Raw genomic sequence first — 14,343 nt, 5'->3', positions numbered from 1 at the left:
TTGGGCCTGCCGCATTTTGCAAGCAGGTCACAATGAGCAACGAACAGACTGACTTTGTATCACCCAATCATGCCACACCGCTGACGCCGGATACGGTTGAGCAGCTCTGGTGCCGCGCACGCATGCTGGATGAAAATCCGCATGTTCTGGAATTTCCCGTTTGGAAAGTGCGCAAGGTCGCTGAAAAACCGGCCGTTGGGCTTGCGCCATGCTTTCAGAACAATATCCTGCCCTTCAAGCCGCGCCCGTACCGCCGCAAGCGGTAAAGCGCACTCCGGGAGGCCGGTGGTCGTGCGGACGTGGCCAACCATAAGCCAAGGGAAGGGTATCCATGTTTCACGCCATGAACCGGTTCAAGATTGCCATTGGGTCTGAAGAGACTTTTGAAAACATCTGGAAAAATCGCGAATCAAGCCTTACGGAGATGCCCGGATTTTTAGAGTTTCGGTTGCTGCGCGGCGATACCAATGTTGAGCAGGGGTTTACCACGTTCGTGTCCAGCTCCCGCTGGGCGCAAAGACAGAACTTCATCGACTGGACAAAATCGGAAAATTTCCGCGCCGCCCATCGCAGCGCCGGTGACAACCGCTCCATCTACATGGGTCCACCTCAGTTTGAAGGCTATACCGACGTCGAGGGCGTTTGAGCTTTTCGATCCACGATTTCTGCCGGTCGCAAGACTCGCAGAGCCATGCCACTGGATACGGCTAGGTTTCCAGTGGGAGTCCTTTCACTGGAAATGCTTCAGACGCGCCGTTTCCGAAGGAATGCACCGACCGCAACGGCTGCCCAGCCTGCCATCATCAGCACGCCGCCGGTTGGCGCGGCCATGGGGAACAGGCCGTGGCCAGCAAAGTGGCGGCTGACCAGATCGAGTGAAAACAGCAGCGTGCCGAGACTGAGCAGAGCGGCTGCAACCACACTGGCCGCAAAGCGGGGCCGGGCGGCATACAGAGCAATCAGCGCCGGTGCATGAGCCATGCACATGGCCGATGCGCCGCCAAGAAGGCGGGGGTCGGCTCCGTGGGCAGCAGCGGCAGCCATGGCGACGCCCGCGATCCCCATCAGGCCAGCCATCACCAAAATGGCTGAACCGGCTAAATCGTCTGGGTCACGCATCCACTAATCCTCCCGATTTTGCATATGGTGGGCCAGTCGCGTCACCGGTTCCAGTATAATTGCACGCAGCTTCGCACTGGAAACGATGTCATCCAGCGCTCTCTGAAAACACAGCAGCCATTCATCTCGCTCCGCCGCACCAATCGGCGCGACAAAATGGCGCCGGCGCAACATGGGGTGGCCATGCTTTTCGACGTAAACCGGCGGTCCGCCAAGCCATCCCGTCAGGTAGTCGTAGAATTTCGCCTCGCTGCCGGACAGGTCGGCGGGATGGAGAGCACGGCAACGCGCGGCTTCAGGCAGAGTGTCCATAAGCTGATAGAAGCGGGACACCAATGCCTTTACCGTCGGGTCGCCGCCAACGGCATCATACAGACTGATTGTTTCTTGTTCTGCCATTCAATTCATTGCTTGATTAATCGAAAGGGGCGTAGGTAGCTCCTCATAGCCTGGAATACCTTGGCGTATACGGTTGGAAAAATCCAGCGCCTGATCTGCGGCAAGGGCGCGCGGGCCGATGCGCCCGGCGGCTTTCAGATCGCTGACTGAATACCCCTCCATCAACCCGCCAACGCGCGCAATATAGTCAGGCAGATACCCTGACAACAACAGCCGAAAGTCCATCGGCAGGCCGGGAATGATGCGGGCAACCATGTGATAAACAATCGTGGTGCAATTGGCCGTGACGGTGTTGTAAAATTCCGGCTGATCAATCAGGGCGTTCGCCTCTTCAACATAGGCCTGAAACAGCGAGCGCATGGCCGCCGGGGGCATGTTGATGCGATAAAGATAGACATCTTCTTTGCGCACATTGGTGCGCAGACGCACGATATCGCGCTCGTCGGCAGCCACCACGCTGTTTTCGAACTGTTTAAAGAACCCGCCGATTTCGGAAAAGCTCTCGTGCTTTTCCTTGCGAATTTCCACCGAGAAGGTAACGAATTCACCGGTGCTGAAACCGAACGACACCAGCGTATGGGCTATTGCCTCTGAGCCCCAATAGGACAGCAGCATATCGACGGAAGACAGTTTTGACAGGTCATACTGCCGCGTTTCCCAGCGCGGGTGAAATTCGGTTTCCGTGACCCAATCGAAATTGCGCACATTGTACAGCGTCGCCGTATCGCCTTGAACAACCCCACGTGTCATTTCACTCAATTCCGGTGCCCAAATCCGGTCATTGCGAGGGAGAATGGTGTGCCACCACGCGAGAAGGGCGGCAAAGCACACGGCATACATGAGCAGTGCGAGCCACACGCGCCCCTGCCAGCCAAAATAGGCGCACCCAAGCGCAATCACCAGCCACAGCGCAACAAGGAGATAGCGCACCGGTTCGCTACCCGGCCCTTGGTAGAACAAGGCAAAGGCACCCCAAACCACAGAGCCGATAACGACCAGCCCGACAAGGACAGAACCAATCCATAGCATCGTTCTGGCAAACAACCCGCGCCTTTGTTCCATTACTGTCCCGTTGCTGACCCGACTGTATTGCCGACCGAACGGCCCAATCTCTGAATCTGTTCCCCGTAATTGTTGCGCGTGTTGGGATCAAAAACAGCAATCGGTGTGCTGACGGCAACACTGGCGGCACTGCCGACGGTTTGCGCAGTGCCAAGCGCGACAGCCCCGACGCGCTCGCCCAGCCCGATATCGGAATCGGTAATTGTCTGGCCGGCAATCAGGCGATTGCCCAACAGTTTTACCACATCCGGGCTCTCGGCAAATTTCCCGTGGTTCAGGCTGTCGCCGCTTTTCAGCGCTGTCAGGTCCAGCACCGTAATGCCTGCCTTTTCGAGACGCGTGCGGTAGGGTTCAACTGTCGGATCAATCTGACCCAGTCGATCCACATTGCCTGAAATGCGGCGCGAAAGATTAAGTGCCCGGTCATCACGCGACACGAAAATCGTAAATTTTGGCGGATGAGCACCCATGGCGGCCCACTGCTTGCCGAAAACATCGACGTCCAGATCGGGGGAGGCAAGAATGACGCTGGTGATCTTCGGTGCAACGCGTCCGTCGCGAATTGCCATCTGGCGCAAAGCTTCAACGGCCAGCCACGTTCCCATGGAGTGCGCCATAATGGTGATTTCGCCGACCTGTGGGTTTTGCGCGGCGCGGCGCAGGAGGTCTTCCAGAGCATCGCGCGAATAGTTCGTGCTTTCCTTGTCGTAATTGTACCCGAAGACGCTGGCACGAGACGGCCAAGTAAAGATGACCGGAGCAACATCTGCTTTGGAATCGTGAACGATCTGCGCATACCGATAGACAGCGTCTTCATAACGATTGTTGAAACCGTGCACGAAGATCAGCATACGTTTGTTTTTAGGCATGTGTTTGCCCAGCCATTCCGTCGGCCCGGTCTTGTTGGGCAATTCCCGCACATTGACTGTGGTAAAGTCGCGCTGGGGATCGGCGGGCAAACGTTTCGGCCACTGGACCTGTCCCACACTCCGGTTCTTTTCCGGCGGGATCGAGACGGTGATTTCTGTCAACGACAGATCATCGGCACGCTCACCCGTGAACAATATGCCCGCCTGCTGCGTGGGTGCGCGGGTGGTTGCCACCAGCATATCCACCTCGGTCGTGTTTGCGGTGCGTTTGCCAGAGGGCAGGAGAACGCCAATCGGCCGGCTGGCGCAACTCGTAACGGCAAAAGATAAAGCGAGGGAAAGGGTGAGGGTACGCAGTGCGCCCCACGATACCATCTGCCAGCTTAATCCCATGGAACCCTCTTCAAGATAACTCAAGCGCCCGATGGCCGCGTTTGCGAAGCTATCTACCAGAGGTTTTCAAAAGTTAATACATCTTAATAGGCAGCCTAGTAGAACTGACGAACGATGTTTCCAAGGTTGTGGAATTGGAATGGCGCACCCGACAGGATTCGAACCTGTGACCTTTGGAATCGGAATCCAACACTCTATCCAGCTGAGCTACGGGTGCGCATCACAGACAAGGGCGCCTGTGTGGATATACCGGTTCATAGCGTAGGACGGAGATGGCTTCAATGGGCAAAATGAGAACCGCGTGGAATATTCGCGGGTCTTAATCCAGCGATAACACCCGTGCGTAAGGGTAATAGCAATGGAGGTTGGGATGCAGTCTTTTTCATCGGGTTTCACCGCGCTCGTCATCGGTTCAACCGGCGGCATAGGTGCGGAATTGGTGTCGGTGCTTCGCGGAACGCCTGATTGTGCCGAGGTCATCGGGTTATCGCGTCGTACGAGTCCTGCGCTGGAGCTGACGGATGAGACGTCGATACATGCGGCAATGGAAGCTGTGAAAGAACGCTACGGCCAGGTTGATCTGATCATCGATGCCACTGGAGCACTGGACATTGAGGGGCATGGGCCAGAAAAGACGATCCGGGCAATCGATCCGGTTGTGATGGCGCGCCAGTTCGCCGTCAATGCAATCGGACCAGCGCTGTTGTTCAAGCATTTTTCAACGTTGTCGCCGAGGGATCGAAAAAGCGTGTTCGCAACCTTATCCGCCCGCGTCGGCTCTATTGGAGATAACCGGCTGGGCGGGTGGATTTCCTATCGGGCTTCCAAGGCCGCGTTGAACCAGATTGTTCGCACCTCGGCGATTGAAATTGCCCGCACCCGTCCACATTCGGTCGTGGTTGCCATGCATCCGGGTACGGTCGATACGGCACTCGGTGCCGGGCGAAACGGCAACCACCAGCTCTTCAGCCCCGCAGAAGCGGCCGAGAAGATCGTGTCGGTGATCGATCGGCTGACGCCTGCTGAAACCGGGGGGTTCTTTGCCTATGATGGCGCAGCCATCGAGTGGTGAGACGCACCAGAGCGCGTCACACGTCGATGATTGCTGTGTTAAACGTTGGCCATGGCACCGGGGCCGGGAATGGCCTTTTCCGGCACCTTGCCCAGAATGATCATGCCAAGCACTTCGTCCTTGGTAACATCCTGTGTGCGGGCGTGGCCGACGACCCGGCCATTTTTCATGACCGTAACGCGATCCGCCAGATCGAACACGTCATGAATGTCATGGCTGATGAGGAAAATGCCAATTCCTTCTTTCTTCAGCTGCTTGATCAGTTCACCGACTTGCGCCGTTTCCTGCGGGCCAAGGGCAGCGGTCGGCTCGTCCATGATCAGGATACGAGCATCGAACAGGATGGCCCGGGCAATGGCAACCGATTGGCGTTGTCCGCCGGATAGCGCCTTCACCGGTTCCTTGAAACGCTGGAAATTGGGGTTCAGGCGACCCATGACCTCGCGGGTCTTGTGCTCCATCGCCACATCGTCCAGCGTACCCCAAGGGGTGCGCAATTCACGGCCAAGATAGAGGTTGGCCGCAGCGTCAACATTATCGGCAACGGCCAATGTCTGGTAGATCGTCTCTATGCCGTAGGTCTTGGCATCACGAGGGTTGTTGATGACAGCGGCCTCGCCGTTGATCAAAATATCCCCGCTATCGCGACGGTATGCGCCGGACAGGATTTTGATCAGGGTGGATTTGCCGGCGCCATTGTGACCGAGAACGGCAACAACCTCGCCCGGATACAGATCAACGGATGCATTATCGACTGCGTGAATGCCGCCAAAGGAGATGGAAATATTGTTCATTTCCACCAGCGGAGTGCGTGATTCAGTCATATCTCATCTCCTCTTAGCGGGCGCGCGCGCGGTAAACGGTGTCGAGCCATACGGCCACCACCAGCACCACACCCACCACGATGCGCTGCAAAGGCGAATCGATGCCGACCAAAACCATGCCGGATTGGAGCGACTGCATGACCAGCGCGCCCAGCATGGCACCGGCAATGGTGCCCATGCCGCCGCCAAGCGATGTGCCGCCAATCACGGCTGCGGCAATGGTGTAGAGCTCATCAAGTTCGCCCTGCGCATTGGTGGCTGCGTTGAGACGCGCCGTGGAAATGGCCGCTGCAACGGCGCAGAGCGCGCCCATCAATGCAAAGATTTTGACCGTGACCCAGCGCGTTTTGATCCCGGCGAGCTCCGCGGCTTCCTGATTGCCGCCGATCGCAAAAACGTAACGGCCAAAGCGCAGGCGCGTGGAAATAAAGGTCATGATGATGCCGATAACGATGGCAATGAGTACCGGCACGGCAATGCCATGGGCGATAAACAACCCGCCATCCGGCCACGCGATGCCATTTGCATCGGCGTAGCGCCGGGCAATGGCTGTCGGCCACGGGTAGGAATTCACCACCGCGACGGCGCCTAGCACCAGAACGCACCCGAGAGCGGACAGAAAATATTCCGCCCACATGGGCCGTTGCGGAAAGCCGAAGCGCTGTCTCTGGCGGCGGGAGTTGATGATGGTGCCCACGATGGCAATGCAGGCGATGATGCCGACAATCCAGCTTGCTGTTGCGCCGATTGATCCTTCCGTGCCGCCTCCCATCAGGCGGTAGGTCGGGTCCATGGGCGCAACGGTGCGCCCGCTGGTGATGAACCAAGCGCCACCGCGCCACACCAGCAGTCCGCCAAGCGTAACGATGAAAGAGGGCACTTTTAGAAACGCGATGATAGCGCCGTGAAGAGCACCAATGGCGGTGCCGACCAGCAGACCGACCAGCAGAGCGATGATCCAGATGGCGGGATGGTTGAAGCCAATGAGCTTTGGCAGAATTTCCGCCTGCGTTACGGCCATAACCATGCCGACAAAGCCGAGAATGGAGCCCACCGACAAATCGATATTGCGCGTGACGATGACGAGGACCATGCCCGTCGCCATCACCGACACGGATGCGGTTTGAACTGACAGGTTCCACAGGTTGCGCGGCGTCAGAAACAGCCCGTCAGACAGGATTTCAAAGCCAACCCAGATGATGAGCAAGGCTCCGACCATGCCAAGCAGACGGGTATCGATTTCCGTTGCACGAAAAAACCGCGTCACGGCATTGGCCTGTGGCCGCGCAGTGAGCGGTGTTGAAGGTGTATGTGTTAATTCGGCCATTGCCTTGGCGTGCTCCCACGGTTCATTTGCCGGGGCGCAGCTCATGCAGTCATCCGCCCGGTAAAATCATGTGTCTGTGCTGCCGCCATGTCGGCGGGCAGAGAGGGGGAACGCCGCCGCGCGAGCGACGGCGTCTCGAGCATAATCCAACCGGAGTGAAACGAAGATCGATAAGATTATGCTTACAAATAACCAGTTAGAGCGCAGATGTGATTTAATCACATTAAACAGCGCTCCAACGAGCGTTTAAATGAACGCTTAGTTGCAGACTGGAACCGAGCCAGCCTTGACGCCCTGGCAAACCGTATCCTTGGAAATCCAGCCGGAATCGATGATGACGTTCAGGTTATCCTTGGTGATGGCGACTGGGGTGAGGAAAACAGACTTCATATCCACGCCCTTTGGGCCGTCCTTGAAGTCCGTTACACCAGGAACGTCGGCCATGGTCTTGCCACCTGCCAGCAGAAGGGCGATCTCTGTCGCGCGCTTGCCAAGCTCACGGCTGTCCTTCCAGACCGAAACGGTCTGCGTACCCAAGGCAATGCGGTTCAGCGCGGCATGGTCGGCATCCTGACCGGAAACCGGAACGGAACCGGCCAAACCTTGCGCGCTGAGGGCTGCAATAGCGCCCCCGGCTGTGCCGTCATTGGCGGCCACCACAGCGTCAACCTTGTTGTCATTGGCTGTCAGAAACTGCTCCATGTTCTTCTGGGCATTTTCCGGCTTCCAGCCATCGGTGTAGGCTTCGCCGACATTCTTGATCGTGCCGGAATCAATGCCTTCCTTCAGCACTTCCTGTGCACCCGCAAACAGGAAGTCGGCGTTCGGATCGGTCGAGGAACCCTTGATGAAGACGTAATTGCCTTCCGGCTTGACCTTGTAGACTTCGCGCGCCTGAATGCGGCCCACTTCCTTGTTGTCGAACGTAATGTAGAACGCGCCGGGATGCTCGATCAGACGGTCGTAACCAACAACCGGAATTCCTTCGTCTGCGGCCTTCTGAATGGCAGGGCCGATAGCGTCATTGTCCTGCGCCAGCACGATCAGCGCATTGGCACCTTGTGAAATCAGGGATTCCACATCGGTCAGCTGTTTGGCGGCAGACGACTGCGCATCGGCAGAAATGTATTTCGCACCGGCAGCTTCCAGTGCTTTCTTGATGGCGGCCTCATCGGTTTTCCAACGCTCTTCCTGGAAGTTCGACCAGGACACGCCCACAACCAAATCTGCTGCCACAGCCGCAGATTGCACCGTCAAAAAGATGGCAGCGCCTGCCATCAGTCTCAAAACTGATTTCATAGTGTTCTCCCACATGGTCACCGGTTGATGTGCGAACCTCCCGCAACACGCAAACCGATCTTGAAAACCATCTCCAACATCCTGCCGGTCTTTTTTCTCGACAGTCGAGAAAATAAATGTCAGAGAAATGAAAGGCTGTCAACACAGGCAAATGGGCTTTAAACAGTGAGTAGACGCGGTTTATGCGTGTGATGAAATCCAGTACGGAAATGGTGCGCCAGCAAAACAGTGGTCTGGTGCTATCAGCGCTGCGCCGCTTCGGGGCACTGTCGCACACGGATATGGCAGACCATACGCACCTGTCCTCTGCTACCGTATCTGCCATCACCACCGAGCTGGACCGGGCAGGCATTATCGAGAGAATGGAGCAGCAGGCCGCAACCGGGCGCGGGCGGCCCCGCGTGCTGTTTCGTCCAAGCCGGGGTTGTGGCTATCTGATCCTGGTCCGCATTTCATCGGATGTCGTACAGTACTCGCTGGTGGATTACGCCGGTACCCTGATGGATCGCTTTGACGAGGCACGCGGCGCGTCGGCAACGGACGTGACGGTCTTTTCGCGTGGAATGCTGGAGGCGCTGGATCGGTTGATTGGGCGATCGTCCATCAGCCGCGATGCCGTTCTTGCCATCTCCATCAGCAGCAAGGGTCTTGTGGATACGGCCTACCAGCGGCTGGTCTGGTCCCCGGTATTTGGGGATCAGGAGATCGATTTTCAGTGGTTGCTGCGGGACTGGTCGGCCCGCATTATCCTCAACAATGAAACCCGTTTGACAGCGCAAGCCGTCGCGCGATGTCTTGAAAAGAAACAGGACCTCAAGCAGTCGCTGGCGGTGTTATCGCTCGGCCATAGTATTGGGCTCGGTATCGTCCAGCGCAGTAGCGTTGGTGCGCTGGAGGTCACGGCACCCAATTTCGGCCATATGCTGCATGTGGCTAATGGTGGCCTGTGCCGCTGCGGAGCCAGAGGATGTATTGAGGCAAGCACCGGGTTTTACGGCATTTTGCGCACCGCTTTCGAGGTGCCGGCCGATACGATACCGGCGAAATTCGTGCCGCTGGCGGAAATGGACCGTATCGCGATGAGCGCCAGACAGGGCAAGCGCATGGCGACCTATGCGTTTCGGCAGGCAGGGTTGGCCTTGGGGCAGGGGATATCGCGGGTGCTCAGCCTGCATGAGACGATGCCGGTGGTGCTGACGGGGCCTGGAACACGGTACTATGATCTGTTGCAGGCGGGTATGGTGGAAGGGCTTGCCCAATCCCAACCGGTGCGGCGCGAGGGCATGCCCGATATTTCGCTGATGGACGATGAGGCGGGGCTGGTGTTCGAGGGGCACAAGCAGCGTGCGTTCGATGATGTCGATCAGGATATTTTAACGTTGCGTCCGTCCGCTTCGGCTGCGATGAAGGCGGGGTAGAGCATATCCGGTGAACACGGGTTCACTGGATATGCTCTAATCTCTTGTTTGTCGCATTGTCCGGTCGTAGAAGCGACTCCGCTTTTACTCGAAATGCTTCAGTGGAAATGCGCGCAAGGAAACACCGATGAAACTGATTGACCCGAACCACCCCTTCTATCGGCCGCTGTGGGTCCGTTTGCTGGTCGTTGGTGTCTGCGCCGCATGGACGGCAGTAGAGTTTTACAACGCTCAGCCTGTGTGGGGTATGATTTTTCTGGCCATGACAGCCTATGCCGGTGCCAACCTGCTGCTGTTCTTCAAACCGACGCCAGAGCCCGTTGCCAAGCCGGATACCACGGATACCGAGGCGTGACAGTCCATTGAAGCGTGTTCGGCGAGCGCTTACCGCCCGCTGGTTTCCTTGTCCTTTTTCGCTTGATCGCGATGCCACTTGATGGCGTAGAACATGCCTATTCCCAACACGAGAATCTTCAACGGAAAAAAGACTATAGGAAACCAATCGACCCAGTCGCCCATCATTGACCCATTCCTTTCAGAAACTGCAGGGATGTAGTCTCACATACAATAAACCGGCATAGGTGACATGTGCGTATTGTCGCAGGGGCTGCGAACCGCCTCCGCACACGTCTTCACACAGGAAAACGCGTCCGGGCCTCGCTCAAGGCGCGATCAATCAGCATATTGGCAACCATCATGCGGCGCGTTGCGTTGTCGCGATAATCCGAATGGACGCGATCGGGATGATTAATCCGGGCAAACGCTCGACGCTTGAGACCGAGAGACTGTGGCGTATCGTGAAAGCCGATTGCGAGTTCTGCGGCAATTTCCCGGGGGTCCAGTTGCGTTAGATGCGCGGGCATGACCGGCGGGGCAGCAGGCTCGATACTGTCCTCACAACAGGCGCGATAGGCAGACTGGATATGAGCGCGAGCAGTGTTAAGCGTATGCGCAGCGCCAAGCGTATGGGCGGCGAAGACCGATTGCAAGCCTCGGACACGCGGAGACTGTGGGGCTGCGCTGCGGGCTTCGGCCTGCGTTCTCAAACGTTCCAGAACCGACTGAAATGCCGATTGACCAAACATGAATGGTTGCCTCGCCGCATCGCTCGCGCATGTCCAGTTAAAGCGATGACACTTCTTGTCTGGATAATGTGCTTTTCGCAACTGTAGCGGGAACTGGTTTCCGGAATCTTAAAGCATTTCCAGTGAAAACGGGGTCGTTTTCACGTCCGGACAATGCGGCAAACAAGGATTGAGACGTGTTCTCAATCAGGATTGCGACTGGCTTTGGCTCTGGCTCTGGCCTTGGTTCTCCACCGTCAACGTCACAAGCAGCGTTTCCGTGGCAACACCCGTCACCATGCCGGACACCGGTGCGGCATCGCGGTAATCAAGACCGGTGGCAATGCGCACATAGCGGTCATCCGGGCAGATATCGTTTGCGGCATCAAAGCCCACCCAGCCAAGGCCGGGCATGTGCACCTCCGCCCAGGCGTGGCTGGCCGTCTGTTCGTTTTCCCCGTCAATCATGAGATAACCGGAGACGTAGCGGGCCGACAGGCCAAGCGCCCGTGCCGCCGCAATCATGATATGGGCATGGTCCTGACAGACGCCGGTCTGCTGGGCGAGGGCTTCTTCGGCTGTAGTTGTAGCACCGGTTTCACCGGCCACAAAAGCAACTTGCCGGTGCACCGTTTCCATCAAGCCGTGCATGCGGGACAGATCGTTGTCTCCGGTGACGGAACCGGCCAACGCTGTAATCAAAGGCCCGGCCTCGGTCAGCGGTGTCGTTCGACGGTAAAGCCACAGCGGTGTGAACGACTGATGCGGACCGAAAATGCCGGCATTGTCGCTGGTTTCAACCTCGCCCTCGGCCACGATGCGGATCGATTGGCGCTCCGTGGTGGTGGATACCAGTTCCACATGGTTGTCGAAATGGTCGTTATAGCGCACCTCCAGAGCCGCGCCGTCCACCGTTGTGTTCCAGTTGATAACCTTCTGCCCCGGCCCGGTTTGCGGCGATAGCCGCAACCGTTGCAGGGAATAGCCAACGGGCGCGTCATAATGGTATTCGCTCACATGGCGGATTTTCAGTCGCATGGTGGCTTACCCCTGATAAAATCGGTAGCCATCGGAAATTTCCTGACCCAGTCTGTTGTTCTGGGCAATGAAATCCTCGATGTACTCGTGCAGCCCATATTCCATGATGTCGCCGATACCACGATTGCGCAGAGAGGCGTGCGTGCGTTCCGCCGTGTCATGCGCCGCATGCCGCTCGCCATATTGCTGGGCAAGATAGCCGAGATTGCTGACGGCCTTCTCATAACAATAGGCCAGAGAGCGCGGCATCCGTCCGTTCAAGATCAGGAAATCGGCAATATTGGAGGCATTGTATTCGCCATCATACACCCAGCCATAGGAGCGGTGTGCGGAGACCGATCTCAGGATTGATTCCCACTGCATATTGTCCAGTGATGAGCCAACCTGTGCAGCAGCAGGCAGCAGCACGTAATATTTCACATCCAGAATACGGGCAGTGTTGTCAGCACGCTCGATAAAGGTGCCGATGCGGCTGAAATTGTAGATGTCGTCACGCAGCATCGTGCCGTGGAAGGCACCGCGAATGAGGCCCGTTCGCCGCTTGATCGCGTCGATAATCTCCGGCATATCCGCCGAGTGCGCTTTACGCACCAGTAGCCGCTTGAGGTCGATCCAGCATTCATTGGTTGCTTCCCACGTTTCGCGGGTCAGCGCGGTGCGCACCATGCGGGCATTGTGCCGCCCGGACTCAATGCAGGAGAGAACACTGGAGGGGTTGCTGGTGTCGCGCAGCAGAAAGTCGATGGCGTTTGCGCTCGTCAGCGTAGCGTGAACATCGCCATAGTTCAGCCGAACGCCCGCGCTTTGCAGCACACCGTCCCAGTCCTCATCGGCAAAGTTGGTGCGGGTCAATGCCACGCGCAGTCCGGCATCAATCAGCCGGGCAATGTTTTCGGCCCGCTCAATATAGCGGAACATCCAGTATAGTCCGTTTGCTGTGCGCCCAAGCATGGTCAGTCCTCCAGGACCCAGGTGTCTTTTGTCCCGCCGCCCTGGCTGGAATTAACGACCAGCGAGCCTTCCTTCAGTGCCACGCGGGTCAGCCCGCCGGGGATGATCTGCACCTTGTCGGACACAAGCACATAGGGGCGCAGGTCCACATGGCGCGGCGCAATGCCCTTGTCGACCATGATCGGCACCGTGGAGAGCGATAGCGTGGGCTGGGCAATGTAGTTGCTGGGGCGGGCTTTCAGCTTGTCGGCAAAATCCGCACACTCCTGCTTCGTGGCGGTGGGGCCGACCAACATGCCGTAACCGCCTGAGCCATGGACCTCCTTGATCACCAGTTCCTCGATATGTTCCAGCACATATTTCAAGCTATCGGCTTCAGAGCAGCGCCATGTCGGCACATTTTCCAGAAGCGGCTTGCGGCCCGTATAGAACTCGACAATTTCCGGCATATAGGAATAGACGGCCTTATCGTCCGCAATGCCGGTGCCGGGAGCATTGGCAATGGTGATGTTCCCGGCGCGGTAGACATCCATGATGCCCGGAACACCAAGCGTCGATTCCGGCTTGAAGGTGAGGGGGTCAAGGTAGTCGTCATCGACACGGCGATAGAGCACATCGATGGTTTGGTATCCGCGCGTGGTACGCATGGCGACGCGGCCATCGATGACGCGAAGATCGGATCCCTCCACCAGTTCCACGCCCATCTGGTCGGCGAGAAACGCATGTTCGTAGAACGCCGAATTGTAGATGCCGGGGGTGAGGATCGCCACGCGCGGCTTGCCGCGACAGCCCTTGGGCGCCAGCGATGCCAGGCTCTTGCGCAGCAGATTGGGGTAGTTTTCAACCGGGCGGATCTTGTTGATGTGAAAAAGCTCGGGAAACATCTGCATCATCGTTTCCCGGTTTTCCAGCATGTAGCTGACACCGGAGGGGGTGCGGGCATTGTCTTCCAGCACGTAGAATTCGTCTTCGCCGGTGCGCACGATATCGGTGCCGACGATATGCGTATAGACGCCGCCCGGCGGACGAAAACCGATCATCTCGGGCAGAAAAGCCACATTGTTTTCAATGATCTCGCGGGGAATGCGGCCCGCCTTGATGATTTCCTGTCTGTGGTAAATGTCATCCAGAAAGGCATTAAGGGCAATCACGCGCTGCTCGATGCCCTGTGCCAGACGCCGCCATTCGCGGCCAGAAATAATGCGGGGGATCAGATCAAAAGGAATGAGCTTTTCGGAGGAATCTTCGTGGCCGTAGACGGCAAAGGTAATACCGGTTTTGCGAAAAATAGTTTCGGCCTCTGTCGTCTTGGCAATCAGGCAGGCCGGGTCCTGTTGTGCGTACCAGTCATGGTAGGTCTGGTACGGTAATCTCGGGGTTCCCCCCGTCTGCATCATTTCGTCAAATGGCAATTCTGTTGTCCCCTTTTTTGGTATTTGAGACCAACAATTATTGCAATGCAAGAGCGTTGCAGCAGCCGAGGCGAAGAATTTTTTGATGCACAACCG

At 57.3% G+C, this 14,343-nt stretch carries 17 protein-coding genes and 1 tRNA gene; 5 read left to right on the top strand and 13 right to left on the bottom strand.

Annotated features, from left to right (window positions below; genetic code table 11):
- Positions 1-32 precede the first annotated feature (32 nt).
- Together IFT84_RS18815 and IFT84_RS18810 are read left to right on the top strand one after the other, a co-directional pair.
- Positions 33-266 carry a hypothetical protein gene (locus IFT84_RS18815; protein WP_192122149.1) on the top strand — a complete coding sequence of 78 codons (234 nt, stop codon included), beginning with the start codon at positions 33-35 and terminating at the stop codon, positions 264-266.
- Between the two features lie 65 nt (positions 267-331).
- Positions 332-646 carry an antibiotic biosynthesis monooxygenase family protein gene (locus IFT84_RS18810; RefSeq protein ID WP_192122148.1) on the top strand — a complete coding sequence of 105 codons (315 nt, stop codon included), beginning with the start codon at positions 332-334 and terminating at the stop codon, positions 644-646.
- A gap of 98 nt (positions 647-744) precedes the next feature.
- Here the strand turns inward: IFT84_RS18810 and IFT84_RS18805 are convergent, their stop codons facing one another.
- From IFT84_RS18805 to IFT84_RS18785, 5 genes are all read right to left on the bottom strand, one after another.
- Positions 745-1,119, bottom strand: coding sequence for a DUF423 domain-containing protein (locus tag IFT84_RS18805; protein ID WP_192122147.1), 375 nt, complete (start codon positions 1,117-1,119; stop codon positions 745-747).
- Between the two features lie 3 nt (positions 1,120-1,122).
- Entirely contained in the window at positions 1,123-1,518 is a 396-nt protein-coding gene (locus tag IFT84_RS18800) for a group II truncated hemoglobin (RefSeq protein ID WP_192122146.1), read from the bottom strand.
- Positions 1,519-2,580, bottom strand: coding sequence for a lipoprotein N-acyltransferase Lnb domain-containing protein (locus IFT84_RS18795; RefSeq protein WP_244651284.1), 1,062 nt, complete (start codon positions 2,578-2,580; stop codon positions 1,519-1,521).
- Positions 2,580-3,842, bottom strand: coding sequence for an alpha/beta hydrolase (locus IFT84_RS18790; protein WP_446737623.1), 1,263 nt, complete (start codon positions 3,840-3,842; stop codon positions 2,580-2,582). Before IFT84_RS18790 ends, IFT84_RS18795 begins: the two co-directional genes overlap by 1 nt.
- 140 nt (positions 3,843-3,982) lie before the next feature.
- A tRNA-Arg gene (locus IFT84_RS18785) sits at positions 3,983-4,059 on the bottom strand.
- Positions 4,060-4,212: 153 nt separating this feature from the next.
- On the opposite strand from IFT84_RS18785, the gene IFT84_RS18780 reads away from it, so the two are divergent.
- On the top strand, positions 4,213-4,914 hold the full coding sequence (locus IFT84_RS18780) for an SDR family NAD(P)-dependent oxidoreductase (protein ID WP_192122145.1): 702 nt from the start codon (positions 4,213-4,215) through the stop codon (positions 4,912-4,914).
- Positions 4,915-4,952: 38 nt separating this feature from the next.
- Here IFT84_RS18780 and IFT84_RS18775 read toward each other — a convergent pair whose 3' ends face one another.
- The 3 genes from IFT84_RS18775 to xylF form a co-directional block, all read right to left on the bottom strand.
- Positions 4,953-5,738, bottom strand: a complete 786-nt coding sequence (locus IFT84_RS18775) for an ATP-binding cassette domain-containing protein (protein WP_192122144.1) — start codon at positions 5,736-5,738, stop codon at positions 4,953-4,955.
- A gap of 13 nt (positions 5,739-5,751) precedes the next feature.
- A complete protein-coding gene (locus IFT84_RS18770; RefSeq protein ID WP_192122259.1) occupies positions 5,752-7,065 on the bottom strand; it encodes a sugar ABC transporter permease in 1,314 nt (437 codons plus the stop codon).
- A gap of 258 nt (positions 7,066-7,323) precedes the next feature.
- Positions 7,324-8,364, bottom strand: a complete 1,041-nt coding sequence (gene xylF, locus IFT84_RS18765; protein ID WP_192122143.1) for a D-xylose ABC transporter substrate-binding protein — start codon at positions 8,362-8,364, stop codon at positions 7,324-7,326.
- A 182-nt stretch (positions 8,365-8,546) separates the two neighbouring features.
- On the opposite strand from xylF, the gene IFT84_RS18760 reads away from it, so the two are divergent.
- Both IFT84_RS18760 and IFT84_RS18755 read left to right on the top strand, forming a co-directional pair.
- Positions 8,547-9,782 carry an ROK family transcriptional regulator gene (locus IFT84_RS18760; protein WP_192122142.1) on the top strand — a complete coding sequence of 412 codons (1,236 nt, stop codon included), beginning with the start codon at positions 8,547-8,549 and terminating at the stop codon, positions 9,780-9,782.
- Between the two features lie 127 nt (positions 9,783-9,909).
- A complete protein-coding gene (locus IFT84_RS18755; RefSeq protein ID WP_192122141.1) occupies positions 9,910-10,137 on the top strand; it encodes a hypothetical protein in 228 nt (75 codons plus the stop codon).
- 29 nt (positions 10,138-10,166) lie between these two features.
- Here IFT84_RS18755 and IFT84_RS18750 read toward each other — a convergent pair whose 3' ends face one another.
- From IFT84_RS18750 to IFT84_RS18730, 5 genes are all read right to left on the bottom strand, one after another.
- Positions 10,167-10,304 (bottom strand): hypothetical protein, encoded by a 138-nt coding sequence (locus IFT84_RS18750; protein WP_192122272.1) that lies wholly within the window; start codon positions 10,302-10,304, stop codon positions 10,167-10,169.
- Positions 10,305-10,414: 110 nt separating this feature from the next.
- On the bottom strand, positions 10,415-10,867 hold the full coding sequence (locus tag IFT84_RS18745; protein WP_192122140.1) for a hypothetical protein: 453 nt from the start codon (positions 10,865-10,867) through the stop codon (positions 10,415-10,417).
- A gap of 186 nt (positions 10,868-11,053) precedes the next feature.
- Positions 11,054-11,884, bottom strand: a complete 831-nt coding sequence (locus tag IFT84_RS18740) for a transglutaminase family protein (RefSeq protein WP_192122139.1) — start codon at positions 11,882-11,884, stop codon at positions 11,054-11,056.
- Positions 11,885-11,890: 6 nt separating this feature from the next.
- Positions 11,891-12,835 (bottom strand): alpha-E domain-containing protein, encoded by a 945-nt coding sequence (locus IFT84_RS18735; protein ID WP_192122138.1) that lies wholly within the window; start codon positions 12,833-12,835, stop codon positions 11,891-11,893.
- Positions 12,836-12,837: 2 nt separating this feature from the next.
- Complete coding sequence (locus tag IFT84_RS18730) at positions 12,838-14,232, bottom strand: circularly permuted type 2 ATP-grasp protein (protein ID WP_192122258.1); 1,395 nt, start codon at positions 14,230-14,232, stop codon at positions 12,838-12,840.
- Positions 14,233-14,343: the final 111 nt, after the last annotated feature.

Source organism: Rhizobium sp. CFBP 8762 (assembly GCF_014841565.1).
In the GTDB taxonomy this organism is placed as follows: domain Bacteria; phylum Pseudomonadota; class Alphaproteobacteria; order Rhizobiales; family Rhizobiaceae; genus CFBP-8762.
The sequence above is the reverse complement of the archived record's forward strand: the minus strand, read 5'-3'. Positions and strand labels throughout refer to the sequence as shown.

Bases quoted from the DNA above. Each gene is read 5' to 3' on its own strand.
- IFT84_RS18780 (WP_192122145.1), top strand. From the start codon at position 4,213: ATGCAGTCTTTTTCATCGGGTTTCACCGCGCTCGTCATCGGTTCAACC.
- IFT84_RS18755 (WP_192122141.1), top strand. From the start codon at position 9,910: ATGAAACTGATTGACCCGAACCACCCCTTCTATCGGCCGCTGTGGGTC.
- xylF (WP_192122143.1), bottom strand. From the start codon at position 8,364: ATGAAATCAGTTTTGAGACTGATGGCAGGCGCTGCCATCTTTTTGACG.
- IFT84_RS18815 (WP_192122149.1), top strand. From the start codon at position 33: ATGAGCAACGAACAGACTGACTTTGTATCACCCAATCATGCCACACCG.
- IFT84_RS18735 (WP_192122138.1), bottom strand. From the start codon at position 12,835: ATGCTTGGGCGCACAGCAAACGGACTATACTGGATGTTCCGCTATATT.
- IFT84_RS18760 (WP_192122142.1), top strand. From the start codon at position 8,547: ATGCGTGTGATGAAATCCAGTACGGAAATGGTGCGCCAGCAAAACAGT.
- IFT84_RS18795 (WP_244651284.1), bottom strand. From the start codon at position 2,580: ATGGAACAAAGGCGCGGGTTGTTTGCCAGAACGATGCTATGGATTGGT.
- IFT84_RS18745 (WP_192122140.1), bottom strand. From the start codon at position 10,867: ATGTTTGGTCAATCGGCATTTCAGTCGGTTCTGGAACGTTTGAGAACG.
- IFT84_RS18775 (WP_192122144.1), bottom strand. From the start codon at position 5,738: ATGACTGAATCACGCACTCCGCTGGTGGAAATGAACAATATTTCCATC.
- IFT84_RS18810 (WP_192122148.1), top strand. From the start codon at position 332: ATGTTTCACGCCATGAACCGGTTCAAGATTGCCATTGGGTCTGAAGAG.
- IFT84_RS18750 (WP_192122272.1), bottom strand. From the start codon at position 10,304: ATGATGGGCGACTGGGTCGATTGGTTTCCTATAGTCTTTTTTCCGTTG.
- IFT84_RS18790 (WP_446737623.1), bottom strand. From the start codon at position 3,842: ATGGGATTAAGCTGGCAGATGGTATCGTGGGGCGCACTGCGTACCCTC.
- IFT84_RS18805 (WP_192122147.1), bottom strand. From the start codon at position 1,119: ATGCGTGACCCAGACGATTTAGCCGGTTCAGCCATTTTGGTGATGGCT.
- IFT84_RS18800 (WP_192122146.1), bottom strand. From the start codon at position 1,518: ATGGCAGAACAAGAAACAATCAGTCTGTATGATGCCGTTGGCGGCGAC.
- IFT84_RS18730 (WP_192122258.1), bottom strand. From the start codon at position 14,232: ATGATGCAGACGGGGGGAACCCCGAGATTACCGTACCAGACCTACCAT.
- IFT84_RS18770 (WP_192122259.1), bottom strand. From the start codon at position 7,065: ATGGCCGAATTAACACATACACCTTCAACACCGCTCACTGCGCGGCCA.
- IFT84_RS18740 (WP_192122139.1), bottom strand. From the start codon at position 11,884: ATGCGACTGAAAATCCGCCATGTGAGCGAATACCATTATGACGCGCCC.